General features: G+C 73.8%; 16 protein-coding genes. 11 read left to right on the top strand and 5 right to left on the bottom strand.

All coding sequences use genetic code 11. From position 1 onward, the window contains the following. Window positions 1-25: 25 nt before the first annotated feature. Window positions 26-2,869, top strand: a complete 2,844-nt coding sequence (locus AW274_RS12935; protein WP_062431245.1) for an AfsR/SARP family transcriptional regulator — start codon at window positions 26-28, stop codon at window positions 2,867-2,869. On the opposite strand, the gene AW274_RS12930 is transcribed toward AW274_RS12935, so the two are convergent. After that, the gene (locus tag AW274_RS12930; protein WP_062431244.1) at window positions 2,797-3,216 is read right to left on the bottom strand and encodes a DUF1877 family protein; all 420 of its coding nucleotides are present in this window, start codon (window positions 3,214-3,216) and stop codon (window positions 2,797-2,799) included. The genes AW274_RS12935 and AW274_RS12930 overlap by 73 nt on opposite strands. Window positions 3,217-3,248: 32 nt before the next feature. On the opposite strand from AW274_RS12930, the gene AW274_RS12925 reads away from it, so the two are divergent. The 5 genes from AW274_RS12925 to AW274_RS42625 all read left to right on the top strand — a co-directional run bounded on the left by AW274_RS12925 (window position 3,249) and on the right by AW274_RS42625 (window position 7,522). Beyond that, entirely contained in the window at window positions 3,249-3,872 is a 624-nt protein-coding gene (locus AW274_RS12925) for a hypothetical protein (protein WP_062431243.1), read from the top strand. Window positions 3,873-3,900: 28 nt separating this feature from the next. Further along, complete coding sequence (locus tag AW274_RS12920; protein ID WP_062431242.1) at window positions 3,901-4,920, top strand: AraC family transcriptional regulator; 1,020 nt, start codon at window positions 3,901-3,903, stop codon at window positions 4,918-4,920. Window positions 4,921-5,021: 101 nt separating this feature from the next. Next, window positions 5,022-6,245, top strand: coding sequence for a styrene monooxygenase/indole monooxygenase family protein (locus AW274_RS12915; RefSeq protein WP_062431241.1), 1,224 nt, complete (start codon window positions 5,022-5,024; stop codon window positions 6,243-6,245). Beyond that, window positions 6,242-6,700, top strand: a complete 459-nt coding sequence (locus tag AW274_RS40210) for a flavin reductase family protein (RefSeq protein WP_062431240.1) — start codon at window positions 6,242-6,244, stop codon at window positions 6,698-6,700. Before AW274_RS12915 ends, AW274_RS40210 begins: the two co-directional genes overlap by 4 nt. A gap of 105 nt (window positions 6,701-6,805) precedes the next feature. Then, window positions 6,806-7,522, top strand: a complete 717-nt coding sequence (locus tag AW274_RS42625; protein ID WP_062431239.1) for a calcium-binding protein — start codon at window positions 6,806-6,808, stop codon at window positions 7,520-7,522. 3 nt (window positions 7,523-7,525) lie between these two features. Here AW274_RS42625 and AW274_RS12900 read toward each other — a convergent pair whose 3' ends face one another. Continuing rightward, entirely contained in the window at window positions 7,526-8,617 is a 1,092-nt protein-coding gene (locus tag AW274_RS12900) for a winged helix DNA-binding domain-containing protein (protein WP_062431238.1), read from the bottom strand. A 93-nt stretch (window positions 8,618-8,710) separates the two neighbouring features. On the opposite strand from AW274_RS12900, the gene AW274_RS12895 reads away from it, so the two are divergent. After that, the gene (locus tag AW274_RS12895) at window positions 8,711-9,295 is read left to right on the top strand and encodes a TetR/AcrR family transcriptional regulator (RefSeq protein WP_062431237.1); all 585 of its coding nucleotides are present in this window, start codon (window positions 8,711-8,713) and stop codon (window positions 9,293-9,295) included. Then, window positions 9,292-9,723 carry an SRPBCC family protein gene (locus AW274_RS12890; protein WP_062431236.1) on the top strand — a complete coding sequence of 144 codons (432 nt, stop codon included), beginning with the start codon at window positions 9,292-9,294 and terminating at the stop codon, window positions 9,721-9,723. Before AW274_RS12895 ends, AW274_RS12890 begins: the two co-directional genes overlap by 4 nt. 10 nt (window positions 9,724-9,733) lie before the next feature. Here AW274_RS12890 and AW274_RS12885 read toward each other — a convergent pair whose 3' ends face one another. Then, window positions 9,734-16,180, bottom strand: coding sequence for a PxKF domain-containing protein (locus tag AW274_RS12885; protein ID WP_157520093.1), 6,447 nt, complete (start codon window positions 16,178-16,180; stop codon window positions 9,734-9,736). 141 nt (window positions 16,181-16,321) lie between these two features. Here AW274_RS12885 and AW274_RS12880 point away from each other — a divergent pair, with 141 nt between their 5' ends. Further along, entirely contained in the window at window positions 16,322-17,014 is a 693-nt protein-coding gene (locus AW274_RS12880) for a Clp protease N-terminal domain-containing protein (RefSeq protein ID WP_062431234.1), read from the top strand. 41 nt (window positions 17,015-17,055) lie between these two features. Continuing rightward, window positions 17,056-18,561, top strand: a complete 1,506-nt coding sequence (locus tag AW274_RS12875) for a serine/threonine-protein kinase (RefSeq protein ID WP_198169155.1) — start codon at window positions 17,056-17,058, stop codon at window positions 18,559-18,561. Here the strand turns inward: AW274_RS12875 and AW274_RS12870 are convergent. Both AW274_RS12870 and AW274_RS12865 read right to left on the bottom strand, forming a co-directional pair. Beyond that, the gene (locus AW274_RS12870; protein WP_062338167.1) at window positions 18,548-19,222 is read right to left on the bottom strand and encodes a FadR/GntR family transcriptional regulator; all 675 of its coding nucleotides are present in this window, start codon (window positions 19,220-19,222) and stop codon (window positions 18,548-18,550) included. The two genes, AW274_RS12875 and AW274_RS12870, sit on opposite strands and share 14 nt — an antisense overlap. Window positions 19,223-19,239: 17 nt before the next feature. Beyond that, on the bottom strand, window positions 19,240-20,337 hold the full coding sequence (locus tag AW274_RS12865; RefSeq protein ID WP_063813251.1) for a C45 family autoproteolytic acyltransferase/hydrolase: 1,098 nt from the start codon (window positions 20,335-20,337) through the stop codon (window positions 19,240-19,242). A gap of 181 nt (window positions 20,338-20,518) precedes the next feature. On the opposite strand from AW274_RS12865, the gene AW274_RS12860 reads away from it, so the two are divergent. Then, window positions 20,519-21,271, top strand: a complete 753-nt coding sequence (locus AW274_RS12860) for an SDR family NAD(P)-dependent oxidoreductase (protein WP_063813347.1) — start codon at window positions 20,519-20,521, stop codon at window positions 21,269-21,271. Window positions 21,272-21,310: the final 39 nt, after the last annotated feature.

Here is a 21,310-nt window from a genome sequence, read left to right as displayed (position 1 = left end):
GGATGATCCAGCGCCGGGAGCCGCCGTGACACCTCGCATCAGGGCCCTCGGGCCGCTGGACGTGCCCGGCGCCGAGGCGCTGACCCGGTCGGGCAACGCGCGGCGGCTGCTGGCCGCGCTGCTGGTGCGCTCCCCCGGCGTGGTCGCCGCCGACACCCTCGCCGACGTCGTCTGGCAGGGCGCCCCGCCCGCGCGGGCCGACGCGGCGCTCCAGACGGTCGTCTCCCGGTTGCGCACGCAACTGCGCGCGGCCGGCCTCGGCGACGTGCTGCACACCCGCCACCCCGGTTACGCCCTGGTCGTCGACCCCGCCTGGTTCGACGTCACCGCCTTCGAAGACCTGGCCGAACGCGGGCGCGGCCTGCTCGCCACCCGCCCGCGTGAAGCGCTCGCGCTGCTCGACGAGGGGCTGGCGCTCTGGCGGGGCGGCGCCTACGCCGAATACGCCCACGAGGACTTCGCGATGGCCGAGGTCGCTCGGCTGACCGAGTTGCGGCTGTCGGCCCAGGAAGACCACGCTGAAGCCGCGCTGCGGCTGAACCGGCCGGAGGAGGCGCTGGCCACACTTGAGCGGGTGATCGCCGAGTCGCCGATGCGGGAACGGTCCCGGGGCCAGCTCATGCTCGCCCTCTACCGGCTCGGCCGGCAGGTCGAGGCGCTGGCCGCCTACCGGGCGTACCGGACGATGCTCGACGAGGAGCTCGGCCTGGAACCGCAGCAGGCGCTGCGCGACCTGGAGACCCGCATCCTGCGCCACGACCCCGCGCTGCACCCGCGCGAAGCCGCCGAACCGGCGTCCACGTCGCTGGTCGGGCGCGACCGGCTGCTCGCCGAGCTGCGCGCGCGGCTGGAGCGGGCGCGGGTGGTGACGCTGACCGGGCCGGGCGGGGTCGGCAAGACGCGGCTCGCCGCGGAGGTCTCCGACGACGGCGCGCTGGTCGACCTGTCGTCGTTGCCCACCGGGGCGCAGGTCGCCGGGGCGATGCTGACCGCGCTCGGCGTGCACCTGGTCGACGGGTCGCCGCCGCTCGACCGGCTGGTCGACTACCTGCGCCCGCGCGACACCCTGCTCGTGCTCGACAACTGCGAGCACGTCGTCGAGTCGGCCGCCGAGGCCGCGCAGGCCATCGCGGCGGCGTGCCCGGCGGTGCGGATCCTGGCCACCTCGCGCCTGCCGCTCGGGCTGCCGGTCGAGCAGATCGTGCCGGTGCCGCCGCTGGGCGCGGAGGCGGTCGAGCTGCTCCGGCTGCGGGCGGCGGCGCTCGCGCCCGGCGTCGACGTGGCCGGTGACGCGGCCGAGGAACTGTGCCGCCGCCTCGACGGGATCCCGCTGGCCATCGAGCTGGCCGCCGGGCGGCTGCGGGTGATGAGCCCGGCCGGGATCCTGGCGTCGGGCGGCCTGCTGCGCACCTCCTACCGGCAGGCGGCCGACCGCCACCGCACCCTCGACGCGGTCGTCGACTGGTCCTACCGCCTCCTCGACGACGCCGACCGGCGGTTGTTCGCCCGGCTCTCGGTCTTCCCGGGCGTGTTCACCGCCCACGACGCGGCCCGGGTCTGCGGGCTCGACCCGGTGGCCGCGCTCGACCGGATCGGCGACCTGGTCGACCGGTCGATGGTGGTGGCGGTCGCGGGGGGCGACGTGACGGCGTACACGATGCTGGAGACCCTGCGCGCGTTCGCGCGCGAGCGGCTCGCCGAGAGCGGCGAGGAGGCCGACCTGCGGCGGGCGCACGCGCGGGACCTGCTGGAACTGGTGCGGCGCGGGGCCGAGCGCATCGACGGCGGGTGGGCGGCCGAGGTCGAGCGGCGGTTCGGCGACATCCGCGCCGCCCACCTGTGGGCGCTCGACCACGACCTGACGCTCGACCTGTGGCTGATCGGCGAACTGGCCGACTGGGCCGAACTGCGTATGCCGGCCGAGCTCGAAGACTGGGCCAAGGCGGCGGCCCGCCGCTGGTCGGAGACCGGCCACGCCGACGACGAACCCCTCGCGGCGCTCGCCCTGGGCGTGGCCGCGGGTTGCGCCCGGTTCCGCAGCGACTACGAGGAGGCCCGACGGCTGGCCGGGTTGTCGCTCCGGTTGCTCGGGCCCGACGACCCGTTCCGCCGGTTCGCCGTGTTCGTGCAGGCCGAGCTGGCTCTGCTGAGCGGCGACCTCGACGAGGCGCGGCGGCTCGGCCTCGACGTGCTGCGCTGGTCCGAGCTGGCCGACGACGAGCTGCGGGCCGGTTATGTGCGCTCGTCGCTGGTGCTGGTCTCCGCCTACGGCGGCCGGCCCGAGCAGGCGGTCGCCGACGCGACCGCGATGCTCGACACCTGCCGGTCCCCGGTGGTCAGGGGCTGGGCCCTGTACGTCCTGGGCGAGTCCCTCCTCGACACCGACCCCGGCCGGGCCGGGGAGCTGCTCGCGCAGGCCAGGTCACAGGCGCTCGCCACCGGCGACCGCTACTGCGAGGGCGTCGCGCTGACCTCGCTGGCGTCGGTGACCGCCCGCCACGGCGACCCGGCCGCCGCCGTCGACCTCTACGTCGAGGTCATCACCCACTGGGAGCGCCACGGGAACCGCCTCCAGCAGTGGGCGACCATCCGGGGCGCGGCGTTCCTGCTGGCCCAGCGCGGCGACGTCGCGTCGGCGCTGGCCGTCCTCGACGCCGTCGCGGCCCAGAAGGGCGCCACGCCCCTCTATGGCGCCGACGCCGACCGCCTGCGCGAGCTCCGGGCCCGCGCGGCGGGCACGCCGCCCGGGGAGCCGGTCGGCGACCTCCACCGGTTCACCCTCGACCGGCTCCGGCGTCACACCAGGACCACCACGACCGCGTCGCCGTTCTTGGCGCAGGCGGTGAAGAAGTCCCAGAGCCCGGCGTAGTGGCGGCGGTAGTAGTCCTCGTCGTCGACGCCCGGGTAGCGGCCGGTCATCGCCGTGCCGTCGTAGCGCAGCACGCCGGGCAGCGCCTCGGCGGCGGTCACGACCTGCTCCGGTGACAGGTAGCGCGGCGGGCCGTAGGGGAAGTCGTGGCCGGTCTCCAGGGGCGTGCCGCCGAAGACGACGTCGACCGGCAGGTCCTTGAGCAGGGCGGCCAGGCCGTCCCACGCCCGGTCGACGTTGAGGCCGCGTTCGACGTCCTCCATCAGCTCGTCGATGCGCTGGGGGTGGGTGAGGAGCGGTTCGATCTCCTCCGGCCGCACGTTGAGGTACTGGCACGTGATTGCCATGGGGTTCGGGCTCCCGGGCGTAGGGTCGGCGGATGGGACGTATCGAGAACGCCAAGACACTGTACGAGCAGGCCGTCTTCATCGGGACCGAGGGCGCCCTCGACATGGCCGACCTGGCCCTCGACAGCCTGGAAGCCGATCTCATGCTGGCCCGCGGCCGGATCACGCACGCCCGCTACCTGTCCGGCGAGGGCGACGGCGACGTGACCGCGTTCGAGCGGGCCGTCGACCTCTACAACTCCCTGGGCGACACCCGGGGCGAGGCCGAGGCGCTGTTCTGGGTCGGCATCTTCCACCAGGTCGTGGCGGGCGAGGACGAGGTGGCGCGGCCCTTCTTCGAGCGCGCCCGCGACCTGGCGACCGGGGCGGGTGACCGCGAGACGCTGGCGTACACGCTGCGGCACCTGGCCTTCGCCGCCAAGGGCACGCCGGAGGCGCGGGAGCTGCTGGAGGAGTCGACCCGGCTGCGACGGGAGCTCGGCTTCCTGCCGGGGGTGGCGGCGAACCTGGTCGGGCTGGCCTACCTGGCGCGCGACGAGGGCCGCGCCGACGACGCGGCCGACCTGATCGCCGAGGCGCGCGAGACGGCGGAGCGGGCGGGGGCGCACCGGGTGCTCCAGTGGGCCGACGAGTTCACGAATCCGGCCGAATCCTGAAAGTGACGCCAACTGTGTGTCGTTTTCCATGGAACGACAAACCGGGCAGGGCCGATCATCTGGTGTGCTCCTCAGCAACCGTCCCGTCTTCGCCAGCTCCGACCTCGACGAGGTCCGCGGCGAGGTCGCCAAGGTGTTCTGCCCGCACCGGCTGAACCTGGCCGGGCACGAGAACCTGCTGTCGGCCCGGTTGAACTCCGTCGAGCTCGGGTCGGTGCGCGTCAGCTACCTCGACTACGGGGGCGACGTCCACATCGAACCGGGTGAGCTGGGCACCTTCTTCCTCGTCATGATCCCGCTGGCCGGGCGGAGCCTGATCCGCGCCGGCGACCGGGAGATCGTCTCCACTCCGGCGCTGGCCGCGCTGCCCTCGCCGACCCGCCACCTCGACATGCGCTGGGCGGCCGGCTGCCCGCAGCTGATCGTCAAGTTCGAGCGCGCCTCCGTCGAGCGCTCGCTGGAGCAGTTGCTCGGCGAGCCGCTCACTGACCCGCTCGTGTTCGACCTCGGCGTCGACCTGACGACCGGCTGGACCCGGTCGTGGCGCGACATGGCCGACCTGCTGGTCAGGGAGGGCGAACGCGACGACGGGCTGACCGGCCATCCGCTGGCCATCGCCCATCTGGAGAACGCCCTGGTCAGCCTGTTGCTGACCATGCAGCCGTCCAACTACCGCGAGCGGCTGACCGCGCCCCGGCAGGCCGCGCTGCCGAAGGTCGTGCGCCGGGCGATGGAGTTCGTCGAAGGGCACGCGCACCTCCCGCTGACCACCGCCGACATCGCCGGCGCGGTCGCGGTCAGCGGACGCTCCCTCCAGGAGGGCTTCCGGGCGCACCTCGGGCTGACCCCGATGGCCTACCTGCGGCGGGTGCGGCTGGCGAAGGTGCACGAGGAGCTCACGGCCGCCGACCCGGCGCGGGCCACGGTGACGACGGTGGCCGCCCGGTGGGGCTTCCTGCACCAGGGCCGGTTCGCCGCCCAGTACCGCGAGCGGTACGGGCTGCCGCCGTCGGAGACGCTGCGGAGAGGTCCCGCGTCAGGTGGATGAGATCCGCGCTCAGCGGATGGCACGGTCCGGGGGGCCGAACGTACCGTTCTTGTCAGGCGCCGATCGCAACTCCACTCCTGACACCGAAGGGACCCACCACCATGCGCGAAATCCTCGTCGTCGGCGCCGGTCAGGCCGGCCTCCACCTGGCCGTCGGGCTGCTCCAGCAGGGCTACGACGTCACCATGGTCTCCAACCGCACCCCTGAAGACATCCGCGACGGCCGGGTCATGTCCGGCCAGTGCATGTTCGGCACCGCGTTGTCCCATGAGCACGAACTCGGCCTCGACCGGTGGGCGGAGGTCTGCCCGCCCATCGAGGGCATCGCGCTCACCGTCCCGAACCCGGAGGGCGGCAAGTTACTCGACTGGGCCGGACGCCTCGACGTCCCGGCCCGCTCGGTCGACCAGCGGGTGAAGATGCCCGTCTGGCTGGGCGAGTTCGAACGGCTCGGCGGCAAGCTCGTGATCCACGACGCCACCCCCGACGACCTGGAGCTCTACGCCGCCCGCTACGACCTCGTCCTGGTCGCCGCCGGGAAGGGGCAGATCGCCTCCCTCTTCGAGCGCGACCCGGCCCGCTCCCCGTACGCCGCGCCGCAGCGCGCCCTGGCGGTCACCTACGTCAACGGCCTGACCCCGCGCCCCGACCACTCGGCGGTCTGCTTCAACCTGCTCCCGGGCGTGGGCGAGTACTTCGTCTTCCCGGCCCTCACCCACACCGGCCCCTGCGAGATCATGGTGTTCGAGGGCGTGCCCGGCGGGCCCATGGACTGCTGGGGCGACGTGCGCACCCCCGCCGAGCACCTGGCCCGCAGCCGCCGGGTGCTGGAGACCTTCTTCCCGTGGGAGGCCGAGCGCTGCGCCGCGATCGAGCTCACCGACGGCAACGCGGTCCTGACCGGGCGGTTCGCTCCCACCGTCCGGCACCCCGTGGCCGTGCTGCCCTCGGGCGCGCCGATCCTCGGCGTCGCCGACGTGGTGGTGCTGAACGACCCGATCACCGGGCAGGGCAGCAACAACGCCGCCAAGTGCGCCGCCGCCTACCTGCGCGCCATCGTCGAGCGGGGCGACCGGCCGTTCGACGCCGACTGGATGCGGGCCGCCTTCGAGGGCTTCTGGACGCAGGCCCGCCACGTCACCGCCTGGACCAACGCCCTGCTCGCCCCGGCCGAACCCCACCACCTCGCCCTGCTGGGCGCGGCCCAGCAGCACCCCGAGGTCGCCCACCGGTTCGTCAACGGCTTCGACGACCCGTCCGACTACGCCGAGTGGTTCATGGACGCCGACAGCGCCGGCGCCTACCTCGCGAGGGTCGCGGCATGAGATCGCTGCGTGAGGCCCTCGGGCAGTTCGCGACCGGGGTGGCGGTGATCACGACGGCGACCGCCGAGGGCGAGCGGGCCGGGGTGACTGTCAACTCCTTCACCTCGGTCTCGCTCGATCCGCCGCTGGTGCTCTGGTGCCTGTCGAACCGCGCGCCCAGCGCACCGGTCTTCCTGCGGGCCGGCCGGTTCGCCGTCAACGTCCTGGCCGCCGGCCAGGACCACCTGTCGCAGCGGTTCGCCACCCCGTCGGCCGACAAGTTCGCCGGGGTCGACCTGGTCGGCGCTCCCCTGCCGGTCCTCGCCGGGACGCTGGCCACCTTCGTCTGCCGGACCGAACGCGTGCACGACGGCGGCGACCACCACATCTTCGTCGGCGCGGTGGAGCACTATGAACGCGCCGAAGGGGAACCGCTGGTCTTCCACTCGGGCCGCTACCGGGAGATGGCGGCGTGAGCCGGCCATAGGTCATGGCGGGCGCCCGCGCAGGAGGGCTGGCCCTCCCCGTCTCTAGGGACTGCTCGGCAGAGCGGGGGCCCGCCTTCTTCCTAGCGTGAACCCATGACAATCAGCCTGAGAAAGCCGGCCCTGCTGGTAGCGGCCGCGCTGTCGGTCGTGCCCCTCTTCGCGGCCCCCGCCTCGGCCGCCCCGGTGACCGCCGGGACCTGCGCCGAGGGGACTGGTGGACAGCTGTTCTACACGGCGGAGCCCGGCGTCGCCAACGACCTCACGGTCACCCAGGTCAACGGGATCCTCCGGCTGGAGGACGAAGCCGGAACGATCAAGGGGTGCACGGCGGAGAGCCCGACCACCGTGGTGGCCCAGCTCGCCGTCAAGATCAAGATCGTGCTCGGCGACGGCGACGACGTCGTCGTGGTCAACCTGCTGCCGCAGGGGCAGCGGGTGGTCGTCCTGGGCGGCGACGGCGACGACGAGCTGCGCGGCAGCGGGAACGCCGACGACCTGCGCGGCGGCAAGGGCGACGACACCCTCCGGGGCAACGGCGGCGACGACGCGCTCCGCGGCGACGCGGGCGAGGACGAACTGCGCGGCGGACTCGGGGCCGACGAGCTCCAGGGCGGCACGGGCAGCGACGACCTGAGCGGCGGCGCGGGAACCGACGAGCTCAACGGGGGCAGCGGCGACGACGAACTGCGTGGTGACGCCGACGCCGACGAGCTCAACGGCGGCACCGGCGCCGACGACCTGAACGGCGGCGCGGGGATCGACACCTGCAACGGCGGGCCCGGCGCCGACACCACGACGCGCTGCGAATAGGCGTCAGGCGAGCTGGACGGCGGCCTTCTCCCCGTCGGAGAGGAACGACGCGAGCGCCTCTCCCTCCCCGGCCACCGCGTCGCGCTCGGCGTGGGAGAGCTCGCGCAGCGGGTCGACGACCACGGTGCCGTCCTGGACCGTCCAGGTGGCGGAGACGCGGCCGTCGACCAGGACCACCCGCACCCCGGCGATCGACACGTTCCGGTGGGCGTCGTCGACGATGCGGGTGCGGTCGTCGTAGCCGAGGAGCGCGTTGTCGAACGCGGGCAGGAACCGCACCGGCGCGGGGACGCCCGGGTCGGGGCGCGGGGCGTCGGGGAGGTCGAGCAGCTCGCGGCCCCGTTCGTCGCGGAAGGAGACCAGTTCCCCGCGCACCGAGGCGACCGCGCGGGGCAGGCCAGCCAGCCCGCACCAGGAGCGCAGGTCGGCCGTGGCGGCGGGACCGTAGGCGGCCAGGTAACGCCGCACCAGGTTCTCGCCGACCGGGTCGGACCCGTTCGGCGCGGGCGGGTCGAGCTCCCGGCCCAGCCACACGGAGGTCGGCACGTTGCGCACCCCCGCCTTGGCCCGCCACACCCCGCGCGGCGGCAGCTGGACCATCGGGATCAGGGCGGAGACCAGGATCTCGCCCAGCGCCCGGGGTTCAGGCAGCGGCCACCGCCCGGCCATCGTCCGGGACAACTCGCCCATCGTGCGCGGCTCGCCGTCGGCCATCAGGGCCAGCCCGGCCGCCGTGAGCTCGTCGAGGTCGACGTCGGCGAGGTCGCGCCGGTAGACGCCGAGCACCCGCTGGCGCAGCATGGCGTCGTGCCGGGCCCGCCAGGCCACGACGTCGTCGGCGGTGACCAGGTGGACGGTCCGGCGCATCAGATGGGTGCGCACGACCCCCCGGCCGACCAGCAGATCGGAGAGCTCCGCCGGGTCGAAGCCGCGCAGCCGCGACCAGAGGCCGATGAACGGCTCCTGCGGCTCCTGCGCCTGCATCCCGCACAGGTGCGCGACGGCGTCGAGGACCGGCAGGTCGGCGCGGTCGAGCAGCAGCTGCCGGGCGAGGGTGGCGCGGTTGAGGGCCCGGTTGTCCAGAACGGTCGGCATACACCCACGATCCCAGCCATTGCGGCCAGAAAGTGTCCTCTTTCCGGGACAAGTCGGACCTCTGTTACATTACAGTCGTAATGGAGGTGGGACGTGCGAGAACGATGGGTACCGGACGCGCGCCGCAGCGCCGTCGCCGACGCCGTGGGCCGGTTGCTGACGCGCGGCCACGGCACCTTCCCCGGCATGCGGGAGATCGCCGCCGAGGCGGGGGTGACGACCGGCACGCTCCAGCACCACTTCGCCACCAAGGACGACCTGCTGCTGTTCGCGCTCGACCACCACTGCCGCCGCTGCGCCGACCGCCTGAAGGCCCGCTCGGCGCAGGACCTGCCGTCCCCGCGCCGGGCGCTGGCGGCGATCGTGACGGAGCTGCTCCCGCTCGACGACGACCGCGCCGCCGAGACGAGCGTCGCCAAGGCGTTCGTGTCGCGGGCCGCGACCGACCCCGGCTTCGCCGCCCACTACCGCGCCCAGCGCGAGATCCTGCTCGGCCTGCTCGGCGAGCAGTTCGGCCGCGCCGGCACGCCCGACCCCGCGGCCGCCGCCACGATCCTGGCCCAGGCCGTCGAGGGCATGCGGACCGACTGCCTCCTGCTCGGCCCGGACGCCGTCGACGTCGACGCCGTCCTCGACCGGCTGCTCCCCCCGTCGTCGTCACCGGAGGAAACCGCGTGAAGAGCGTCGAGTTCAGCACCACGACCACCCTGCCCGCCACCCCCGGGCAGGTCTTCGAGCACCTCGCCGACCCCACCAACCACGTGGGCCTGTCGCCGCTGGTCGTCGAGGTCCGCGACATCCGCCACGAGCCGGGCGCGGTGCGCTTCACGGCGGTCGAACGGTTCGTGTTCGGCCCGCTGCGCCACGACAACGTCATCGAGGTCGTGCTGCGCCTGGGAGACGGCTCGATCACCGGCGACGTGGTCAGCCCGGGCGGCGTGCGGGTGGCCTACGGCTACGACATCGCCGCCGTGCCCGGCGGCGCCCGGGTGGTCGACCACTACCGGTTGTCGGCGCCGTTCGGGTTGTTGCGGTTCTCGATGGGCCAGGCGAAGAAGGTGCAGGCGGCGAGGGGGCGGGAACTGGCCCGCCGCTTCGCCGCCTGACACCGGTTCATCAGAGGGATTCGTTGCGGGTGAAGCGGAACCGCGCGGTGTGCGCCGCCGCCGCGCCCTCTCCCGTGTCGACGTGGAGCGTCAGGCACGTGTCGAGGTACGTCTGCGGCGTGCGCCAGACCACCTGATAGCTGCCGTACCCGAGCACCTGCAGTTCGGCGGCGCCCTCGGCGGGCACCCGCTCCTGGCCGGTCGGCAGGCCCGTCCGGCAGTCGAACGGGCTGACGGTCAGGGCCGCCGCGGTGAGGCCGTTGACCGGGGCGCCGGTCGCGTCGGTCAGCCGCCACTTCACCTGGATGCCCTGGCCGGCCTTGGCCACGTTGACCACGCCGTCGTTCCTGATCGGGGCGGCGAAGCCGGTGAAGACGTACACCACCGAGTAGGTCGCCGACACCGGCGGGGTGCGGTTGCCCTCGTCGTCGACGGCCCCGGCGCACGTCGCGGTGTAGACCCCGACCCCGGCGGGCGTTCCGCCGGTGAGCGTCAGGGTGGCCTTGGTGGCCACGCCGGAGCCCCGGTCGACGGTGGCGCAGCCGGGGGTGGGGACGGCGCGCAGCCGGTAGGTCGCGCCGTCGGCCACTCCGGTGACGCTGACCTGCGGTCCGGCCGTGTCGGGGCCGGTCCACCGGACCGTGAGGGTCTTGGTCACGCCCTCGGCCAGGGCGCGGCCGCCGTGGTCCTGGAGCAGCGGGTCGACCGTGACCTGCACCTCGCCGGTACGCTGCTCGCCGGTGAACCGGAACGCCATCGCCAGCTTCTCGGCCGGGTGGGGGTGGCCGGGCGGCGGGAGCGCCGGGTCGACGGCCGTCCACTGACCGCCCACGGGCGCGCCGTCGGGGGTGGTGACGGCGAGCGCGCCCGAGAGCGCCTGGGCCACCCGGGTCGGCTGGCTCAGGGTGACCGTGAGGCCCGCGCCGTCGGCCTCGACCTTCACGACCTCGGTCGGTTCGGCGCGCAGCAGGTTGACGTCGACGTCGGTGTGCGGGGGCAGCACCTTCAGCACCCGCGACTCGGCCGGCAGGTAGCCGTCCTTGGTGTAGACGACCTTCCACCAGCCTTCGGGCACGTCCCAGCCGTAGCGGCCGTTTGCGTCGGTGACCTGCGGGTTCAGGTCGCCGTAGGCCGCCGCGTCCCACGGCTGCCACGGTCCTTCCGGCGCCGGGGCGCGCAGCAGCGTCGCGGTGACGCCCTCGACGCGGCGGTCGTCGAGGCCCTCGTAGAGGTAGCCCGAGGGGTCGAAGCGGTAGTCGATGTCGGCGTCGGGCTGGGGGCGGTTCGGGTCGCGGTAGGAGGTGTCCCGTTCGGACCAGCGGCACTCCTCGGCGCTGTTCATCTCGCGGCGCAGCGCCGCGATCTCGTTGTTGAGCGGGATCTCCAGCGCCTTGCCGACGCCCCAGCTCACCGCCCAGACCGCGACGGTGCCCAGGCCGAACGTCGCCGGGGCGAGCGCCAGGCCGATGGCCCCCGACACCCCGGTGTAGACGTCGAGCATGACCGCCCGCCGCATGAGCTGCTGCAGGTGGTGGCGGTGCACGTCGCCCAGCGACCCGTCGCGGCACCGGTTGGCCATGTCCATCATCTTGTTGAGCTCGGTGTACTTCTCGTCGCTGCTCTCCAGCGAGTTGATGGAGTCCCAGTTGGTGACGTTCCAGAACGTCGTCTGGAAGATCGCCCGTGCGGGCCCGCCGACGAACCCGGCGGCGTTGAGCGACCTGACGAGCGGCGAACCGGGAGCCTGGCCCGCCAGCAGGCCGAGGTCGACGATCGCCGCCGCCTCGCTGGTGTAGCGCCCGGTCGTGGCGACCGTCAGGGGGTCGCTGCCCGACAGGACGGGCTCGTAGACGGGCACCCCCGAGGCGCGGGACGCCGCGACGGCGGCGGCCGACGGCTCGTAGCCGGGCAGCGGCTCGATGATCAGCTTCATCCGGCCCTGCGCGGCCGGGCCCAGCTTCGGCATCGGGACGGTGAACTCCTGGCTGACGGCGTCGCCGTCGGTCACCGGCTCCGCGAGGACGGCGGTGCGCGGGTCGAAGAGCCCGCCCGCCGGGTCGGGGGCCGGCGGCAGCGGCAGCGGCGGCCGGTCCCGGCCCGCCGCGTAGCCGATCGTCAGGTCGCCGACCTCGTGGGCCTTCGGCTTGGTCGTCACGGCGTAGACGCCGTCGTGACCCGCCACGGGCGTGAGGGGCAGGTCGAGCGAACCGAGCCGGGCGCGGGGGCTGCCGACCGGGCCGCTGAAGGCGGCCCGGACCGTGACCTCCAGGGACGGGTTCCACACCCACGGGAACCGGGCCGTGCCGTCGGTCGGGCGGAAGGTCCTGGTCGTGCCCGGCTGGGACATCGTCACCGACTCCAGCACGGCGACATGGGGGTCGACGACCACGGTGACCGGCTCGGACGTGAGCTCCGCCGCGCCGACGGCGGCGGCGGCCAGCAGGCCGTGCGTGACCGCCTCGTCTCCGGCGCCGAGGTCGACGACCGCGTGCCACCGGCCGCCCGGCCCGGCGTCGGCCTCCGCGACCACGGTGCCGCCGTCGCGGACGACGACCCGCGCACCGGCGGGGGCCAGCCCCGACACGGTGAACCGGCCGGTCCGGCTCGACGACGGCGCGCCCAGCGTGACCACGCCCACCCTGACCCCGGCCGAGCCGAGGGCCTCGGCGAGGTCGCCGGAGGAGACCGACATCGCGAACGGCAGCTCCTCGCCGGCCGTCGCGGGCGTGCGGACGTACACGTCGAGCGTGCGCGACCGCGCGGCCGGGAGCGGGATCACCACGGTGTTCCCCTCGCGGGTGAACGCCACCGGCTTGCCGTCGCGCAGCACCGCGTCGTCGTCGGGCACCGTGACGCCCGGGGGAAGCGTCAGCGTGGCGCCGCCGCCGCGCGTGACGTCCTGGAACTCGACGTCGGCGCGCAGGTGGGCCAGCCCGCCGGGCAGCACGGCGTCGGTGACGGCGTCGAAGCCGCTGCGGTCACCGCGGACCAGCGTCGACTGCGCGCCGAGCCGCAGGTCGCCGAGGTCGAGTTCCTCGCCCGCCGCGACCGTCACGAGCCGCTGCACCGAACCGCTCAGCTTGTCCTTGCACGCGACCACGGTGAGCACGTGGGCGCCCGCGGGCGTGGAGGCCCGCAACGCCGCACCGGCGAGTTCCGCGGCCGACGAGACGTCCGCGCCGTCGATCCGCACGCAGCTGCGGCCGGTACGGGGGGTGCCGTCGGGTTCGAGGATGCGGGCGGTGATCCGGGACGTCTCGCGGATCTCCACGGTCACCGGGACGTCGGGCGACTCCCCCGTGACGACGTCGGCGCAGGCTTTGGTCAGGCCCCGCCCGCGACCGTCGGCGCAGAAGGTCACCGTCGCGCCCGGAGGCACCTCGACCGGGACCTCGCCGGTCCAGACGGCGACGCGGCGGCCGTCGGCCAGGATCTCGGGCTTGAAGCCGCCGGCCGTCGCGACGTCGAGCTCCTGCTCGGTCCGGTCGCCGTCCATGGAGACGGTGACCACCTTGGGCCGTACGACGTAGCCCGAGACGCCGGGGAAGACCAGCTTCACCAGGTCGTCGGGGCCGGCCGCCGCTTCCGGGGTGGTCCTCCCGGCGCGGGCGGCCGACGCGACGGTGCGCGTGCCGCCGCCGAAGACCTGGGCCGACCAGGTGCCGTCGGCGGCCGACTCGACCCGTACGGGCACGCCGACCCCGGCGACCAGCTGGCGCACCGTGACCGTCGCCCGGAGCGGGCGGCCGTCCTCGTCGGCGACCGTGCCGCGCACGGTCACCCTGGGCAGCGCCGGGGCGGTCACCACGACCGCGTTCGATCCGGCCGCCAGGGTCACCGTCTTGTCGGGCACGGCGGCCAGGCCGTAGGCAGCGAGCGTCTGCGCGGGCAGGCTGATCTTTGCGGTCACGTCGGTGGCCGCGTCGAGGGTGCCGAACGTCACCTGCCCGTTCGCGTCGGTGCGGGCCGACCGGGCCCCGGTCCGGGTGGTGAGCACGACCGCGACGTCGGCCAGCGCCTCGTCACCGGCCCGGTTCAGCGTCAGGGTCAGGGACGCCGGCGCATGGGGCGCGGCGGTCACGTCGACCGCCTGGCCCGAGGCGACCGCGAGCGTCTTCGGCGGGGTTCCGTCGAGGCCGTCGGAGCGCCGGGTGGTGATCATGTGGTCGGTCGCCGGGGCGACCGGCACGCCGACGGTCCCGTCGGCCTTGAGCTGGGTGACGTGCCCGGTGCCGGTGGTGTCGCTCCACACCTGGAGGCGCACCCCGTCGGGCTCGCCGCCCGGCACGGTGACGCCGATCCTGATCAGGCCGCCGACCGTGGCGGGCAGGCCGCCGACCGGCCGGGTCAGCGAGTGTCCCGCGCCGTCGGCGAGCCGAAGCGTGCCGGAGACGATCTCGGTCACGCCTTCGGGCAGCGGCCACGTGCCCTTGTACCGCCCGGCCCGCTCCTCCGCGAGCGGCACGGTCACCGGCTTGGCCGGGTCGTCGGCGGTGCGCACGACCAAGGCGGCGGTGGCGGTGAAGCCCGCCGCCCCGACCACCGCGAAAGTGGCCTCGCGGCCGAGCGCGAGCACCGTCGAGCCGGCCACCTTGGGCAGGTTCGCGGCCGCTTCGGTGATCGCCAGGTCGTCGACGCGCACCGTGGCGTCCTTGGTCAGCCGGAGCTGCTCGGCGCCGCGCAGCACCGCGACGGCGTAGGTGTACTCGCCGCCGGCGGCGACCGTCGTGTCGTCGTGCGTGGTCGCGCCGGGGGCCAGGTCGGCCAGCTTCACGCCGTCGCGCAGCACCCGGTAGCCGGTCAGGCCGGTCGTCCCGGACGCCTCCCACTGGAGCCGCACCCGCGCGCCGGGCCCGGCCGTCGCCGAGAGCGGGGCCTCGCCGGGCGGCACGTCGCCCAGCAGGGTGACGCTCCTGGTCAGCGGGGCCGAGGTCCGGCCGTCGGCGTCCTTGGCGACGACCGCGACCTCGACGGTCGAGCCGGGGGTGAGCCCCGAAGGGGTGGCCCGGGTGACAGGCGCGGTGACGGTGGCGGCCTTCGTGCCGTCGACGCTCACCTCGTAGGCGGCGACCGTGGCGCTGGCGGCCGGCCAGGAGAGGGCGACGCTGGTGGTGCCGGGTTCGGCGGCCAGCGCGGCGTCGGCCGGCCAGGTCGGTGCGGGGGCGTCGGCCGGGACCGCGCGGTAGAGGTGCGAGGGTTGCGGCGTGTCGGTGCGCGGGCCGGTGAACGCCGTGCTCGCCGACAGGAAGGCCAGGGTGGCGGCGGTCCCGCTCAGCGCGAAGGAGTTCACGAAGTCGGGGTGGATGACCATCTCGCCGGGGACGGGGTCGGCGATCCGGCCGTCGAGACCCGAGCTGACCAGCGCGGGGGCCCGGTCGGGCTGGGCGGGCTGCGTCCAGACCGCGCCCGAGCGGCGGAACACGACGGTCGAGCCGTCGGCGCTCAGCCGCGCGGCGACGGGCAGGTCGTCGGCGGCGAAGGCGGCCTCACCCGAGACGTACGGGGCCGTGGCCGAGGCGGCCAGCGTCACGTCGGCCGAGGGGCCGGTGACGAGGTCGGCGACGACCACCCCGGTGCCGACGCCGCCGAAGGCGGTCCGGCGTCCGGTCTGATCGAGGTTGGGAGCCCAGGCCGTGTGCTGGGCCTGGGTGAGCGTGCGCTCCCCGGGCAGCCGGTCGCCCGACGCGGCGTCGAAGCGCAGCAGCAGCCGCTCGTCGCCGTCGCCCACGTTGACCGCGAGCACCTTCCCGTCACCCGACAGGGTGAAGCCGCGCACGTCGGGCTCCGGCACCACGAGGTCCTGGGGGCGGACGACGTGCGGCACCGGCGCGGCGTCGGCCGGCAGGGTCACCAGCAGCACGCCCTCGGGCGAGGTGAGGTCGTCGTACTCGGGCAGCGGCAGCGACAGGCCCACGGCCAGCCGCCGGCCGTCCGCACTCAGGGTGAGGTTGCGAAGCCGGTGGTGCGAGGCCGGGACGCCGAGGTCGGGGACCGGGATCCAGACGGTGGCGTCGGTGAGCCGGTCGCGGACGAAGACCGCCTCCCGGAGGTACTGGTCGGCCGAGGCCGGCAGCCCGAGGTCGGCCGCGCTCGACCCGGCGGCCGTGAACGCGACCGTCCGGCCGTCGCCGCTGATCGCGGCGTCGATCACCTGCGGCACGGGCCGCCCTTCCGGGCCGAGCCCGACGACCTCCTCGTCACCCCCGCCCAGGCCGGTGGCGACCAAAACCGGCGGATCGTCTCCCCGTGGAGACAGGTGTAAGGCCGTGGTCCCGTCGGCCGACAGCGCGAGCTGCCCGGCCTGGACGGAGAGGTCGGGCACCTCGGCCCGCTGGTCGACCCGGTAGGCCCTGGGCAGCGGGTCGGCGGCTCCGGCCGCCTGCGCCGCCTGGGGCACCGCCACGAGCTGGACGGCGAGGCTGAGCACCAGCGCTCCGGCGAGAAAGGGCTTTCGCACGAGAATCTCCCTGTGATCGGCGATCACCCCGGACGATGTCAAGCAACCCTTGGGACCCGATTGGACGTCACTTGGGGCCGACTCAAGCCCATCGTCAACAAGGGGTTGACGGTCTCCAAACCGTCAACCTACTGTTGACGCATGAGCGATTCTCCCGTCGTACGGCTGGACGATCTGATCAACGGGATCAAGGCCGCCAACCCCAACGTCCTCGAACAACTCTCCGGCGCCGTGCTCATGGCCGAGCACCTGAGCGACGTCGCCGACCACCTCATCGGCCACTTCGTCGACCAGGCCCGCAAGTCGGGCGCGTCGTGGACCGACATCGGCCGCAGCATGGGCGTCACCAAGCAGGCGGCGCAGAAACGGTTCGTGCCCAAGCTGGAGGACAACCAGCAGCAGTTCTCCCGGTTCACCCCGCGCGCGAAGACGGCCATCGGCGAGGCGCAGCGGCTCGCCAAGGAGCTCGGCCACCCCATGGCCGGGCAGGACCACCTGCTGGTCGCGATGCTCGCCGACGCCGACGGCCTCGCCGTGAAGGCCCTGGTCGAGATCGGGCTCGACCTCGACGCGGCCCGCGAGACGGCGCGGCGGGCGCTGCCCGAGACCGGCGCGGCGCTGCCCGGCAACGCCGAGCTCGGCGAGGACAACAAGCGCCTGCTGGAGCTCACCTTCCAAGAGGCGCTGCGGCTCGGCCACAACTACATCGGCACCGAGCACATGGTGCTCGCCCTGCTCGGCGCGGGGAACCCGGTCCTCGCCCGGCTGGGGGTGACCAAGGAGCGGTTCGAGGAGGCGGTGGTCGCCTTCCTCAAGGGCTTCACGCCGAAGTAGAACCCCGGCGGGGGGTGATGGCGTCCAATGGGATTGTGGACATGGCGTTGCGGGCCGGCGATCCCCGGTCGATCGGGCCCTACACGGTGCTCTCCCGGCTGGGCGAGGGTGGTCAGGGCGTCGTCTACCTGGGCGAATGGAACGGGGAGCCGGTCGCGGTCAAGGTGCTGCGCCACGGCGCCGACGACGCGGCGGTCCGGGAGGTGAACTCCACCCGGCAGGTCGCGGGCTTCTGCACCGCGCGCATCATCGACGTGGCGCTCGACCACGATCCCCCCTACATCGTCAGCGAGTACGTCGCCGGGACCCCGCTCGACCGGGTGCCGCCCCGCCGGGGGGCCGAGTTGCAGCGGATCGCCATCGGGACCGCCACGGCGCTGGTGGCGATCCACCGGGCGGGGGTGATCCACCGCGACTTCAAGCCGGGCAACGTGCTGCTGGCGCCCGACGGGCCGCGCGTCATCGACTTCGGCGTCTCGCGGCTGAGCCACAGCGAGACCACCGGGCGGGCCATCGGCAGCCCGCCCTACATGGCCCCCGAGCAGTACTCCGGGGAGCGGGTCACGGCCGCGGCCGACGTGTTCGCGTGGGGCGCGACCATGGTGTTCGCGGCGACCGGGCGGGTGCCGTTCGAGGGCGGCAACATCGCGGCCGTCGCCTACCGGGTGCTGCACGCCGAACCCGACCTGACCGGGGTGCCGCGCGCGTTGTTGCCTCTGGTACGCCGCTGCCTCGCCAAGTCGCCCACCGAGCGCCCCACCTCGAAGGAGGTGCTGCTCAGCCTGCTCGGCCACGATGAGGAAGACGACCTCGACGCGCTGGAGTCGGGCCGGATCGAGGCCACCCGCCCGGTCGCGGGCCGGCCGTTCCCGTGGCGGGCCGGGCTCGCGGCGCTGACCGGCGCGGCGGTGATCGCGACGACGGTGGCGCTCTGGCCGAGCCCCGACCGGCCGCCCGAGACGCAGGCCGAGCTCGCGGCGGCGTTGTCGGAGGTCTACCGGAAGACCCCGACCGCCACCTTCACCAGCGAGGGCGGCATGGGCCAGGGCGACAACCACGCCCGGTCGCGGGGCACCGTCACGATCGCCGGAGACCCGGCCCTGCCCCACGACGACTTCGTCGCCGACATCGTGTACGGCAGCGAGGAGAGCCGCCGCTACACGATCGAAGACCGGCGGGTGGCGGAGACCGGGGCCACGCTCGGCGAGTTCGGCGACGGGAGCAACGAGCCGCCGATCCTGCTGACGGCGACGGCGGGGCTCACCGTGATCCGGTCGCTGGTCGTGCAGGGCAACGTGACCTTCGAGCGCGACGGCCGGGTCTACCGGGGCATCGTACCGGCCAACCTGACGGGCGACGCGCTGAAACTGCTGCTCGTCGAGTACGCCGGAGACGCCCTCGACCGCTCGCTGGTCACCTACACGCTGACGATCGACGAGGCCGACCGGCCGGTCTCGTTCGTGCTCGACGTCGGCCGGCCGCTCGGGGACGCGGGGTTGTTCACGTCGACCTTCCGGTCGACGTACACCGATTTCAGGAGTCGGTGAGCGCGGCCGAGGTCGCGACGACCGCCTGGAGGTGGCGGCGCATGGCCAGGGCGGCCATCTCGGCGTCGCCGTCCTTGATGGCCTCGTAGATGGCCCGGTGCTCGGCGCGGGCCTGCGCGGCCCGGCCCGGCGAGGCCGACACGGCGAGCGCCTGGTCCTGCAGGACCGCGCGCAGGTCTTCGACCAGGCGGGAGAACAGCGGGTTGCCGGTGGCCTGGGCGATGGCGATGTGGAAGCGGGCGTCGATCTTGTTGCGCTCGGCCGGGTCGTCGTTGTCCTCGAACGCGGCGACCAGTTCGGCCAGCCCGTCGAGGTCCTCCTGGGTGCGCCGTTCGGCCGCGAGCCGGGCCGCCGGCACCTCCAGGTAGCGGCGCACCTCGTTGAGCTGCGACGGCAGGTACTGCCCGCTGAGCAGGTGCGACTGCACGCGGGTGGCGGCCACGAAGGTGCCCTTGCCGGCGTAGGACTTGGTCAGGCCCAGGGCGTTCAGGCTGTGCAGGGCCTCCCTGATGACCGAGCGGCTGACCCCGAACGACGCCGCGAGCTCGGCCTCGGAGGGCAGGCGGTCGTCGACCGCGAAGTGACGCGACTCGATCAGTTCGATGAGCTGCGTGCGCACGTGCTCCGCCGCGCTCTTCTGCTCGACAGGGACGACCTTCATTCCGGGTAGGTCCTTCTTCATCTCGGGGCCAGGGTTCTCGTCTCCCACCGTGCCACGCAGGGTCGCCCCGCGGCGAGATGCATCGTACGGCCGGACACGTCCATGATCACACCGGCGATCGTCGCGGTGCGCTCACGTTCGTGCACATTCTCGTCGGGGTGCTGGCAGACGCTCGACGGGCTGTCCTGGTGGTCGGCGAGCACCTTCTTGAGGTCGTCGACCGACAGGCTGGGCCGTTCGCCCAGGCTCTCGGTGACGTTGCGCAGCCGCGCGAACGTGTGGGGCTTGCGGCGCGCGTACAGATCCTCGCCTGTCAGGTCGGGAGATCGGAAGTGGTTGGCGTGCGTGATCTGGCCGTCTTCTGGGGTGAGAATGCGCACACCGTCGGAGCGGGGGGCCGTCTCGAGGTCGGCGGCGAAGCCGGTGTCGTCGGCCAGCAGGAAGTTGGCCGACAGGGCGCGTTCGGCGCCGGCGATCGTCTCGGCCGCCTCGCGGCCCGACCCGCTGTCGAGGGCCGCGCGCAGCAGGACGTGGTAGGGCACCCCGATCCGGCCTTCGTCGCCGTCGCTGATCAGGGTGTTGGTGCAGAGCCCGACGCCCGCCTCGTTCATGCCGACCTTGGCGAGCAGCCCGGCCTCGACCAGCGTGACGAACGAGGGGCCGTCGTCGCGGGTGACCTCCAGGATCATCGCGGTCTCCATCGAGTGGAGCAGCCAGTCCCAGTTCTGCGCGATGAGCGTGGTGCCGGTCGCCGAGCGGTCGGGCAGCAGCGTCAGCGACGTGCACTCATGGGGCATCTCCCGGTCGCCGGCGTGGAACATGATCTCGCTGCGGGTGTTGAGCGCGATGATCTCGTCCACGTCGAGGCCGGCGCCCTCGGCGATGCCCCGCATCTCGGTGAGGGACGACGGCGCGAAGTCGCCGATGACGTCGCGGTACTGCGCGGCGTGGGCGCGCACGGTGGCCCAGTCCCAGCCCGCGTAGTGCTCGAAGACCCGCTGGTAGGCGGTTATCGACCGGTGGATCCGGGTGCGGGCCAGCGCGCCGTACCGCCTGCCGCGCTCGGCGGGAGGTCCGGCCACGCGGACCACAGGGAACTCCCCAGGAAAGTGCATGGAACAGGCCGCTCCCTCACGTGAGGCTGGACAACCGTCCAGGGTGCCTGGCTGTCAGACATGTTGATTGTGGGAGCCTCGGCCCAAAAGTGTCAACTCGCCGTTTTTTCGGGCATAACGCCTTGCCAGAACTCAAAACACAGGTTCATGATGTCAGGCAGCCCTACAGGTTGGAGTTGTGGTGACATCTGTGCTGATAGCCGGCGGCGCGAGCGGCATCGGGGCCGCCACGGCGGCCCGGCTGCGCGCGGCGGGTGCCGACGTGCACGTGGCCGACATCGACGCGGCCGGCGCCGCCGAGGTGGTCAAGGCCCTCGACGCCCACCCCGGTTCGGGGACGGCGAGCCACGTCGACCTGGCCGACGCCGACGGACCCGCCCAGGCGGTCGCCGACGCCGTCGAGGCGCACGGCCGCCTGGATGCCATCGTCTTCTGCGCGGGCCTTCTCGTCGAGACCGAATTGGCAAATTTCTCCGCGTCCGAATGGGACCGGACCATGGCTCTCAACCTCCGGGCGCCCTTCTTCATGACCCAGGCCGCCGCCCCCCACCTCGCGGCCTCGCCGCACGGCCGGGTGGTGCTCACCGGCTCGACCGCCGCCTTCCGCGGCGGCGGCGGGAGCTTCGCCTACGCCGCCTCCAAGGGCGGACTCGTCGCGCTGACCAGGTCACTCGCGGTCGCGATGGGCCCCGACGGCATCTGCGTCACCTGTGTCTGCCCCGGCTGGATCGACACCCCGTTCAACGACCCCTACTGGAAGCGGGTCGGCGGCAAGGACGGCGGGACCGTCGCCGCGCTGGAGTCGCGCATCCCCCTCGGCGGCCAGGGTGTTCCGGACGACGTCGCCGCCGTCGTCGAGTTCCTCGTCTCCCCCGGCTCCCGCTATCTGACCGGCCAGGCCGTCGTCGTCGACGGCGGCCTCCTGGCCTCGTGAAGCCTCGTGAAACCACCCGATGACCCGCGCCTTCGTCGA

It is taken from the genome of Herbidospora daliensis (genome assembly GCF_001570585.1).
In the GTDB taxonomy this organism is placed as follows: Bacteria; Actinomycetota; Actinomycetes; order Streptosporangiales; family Streptosporangiaceae; genus Herbidospora; species Herbidospora daliensis.
Note: the sequence above shows the minus strand (reverse complement) of the source record. Positions and strands in the feature narration are given on the sequence as shown.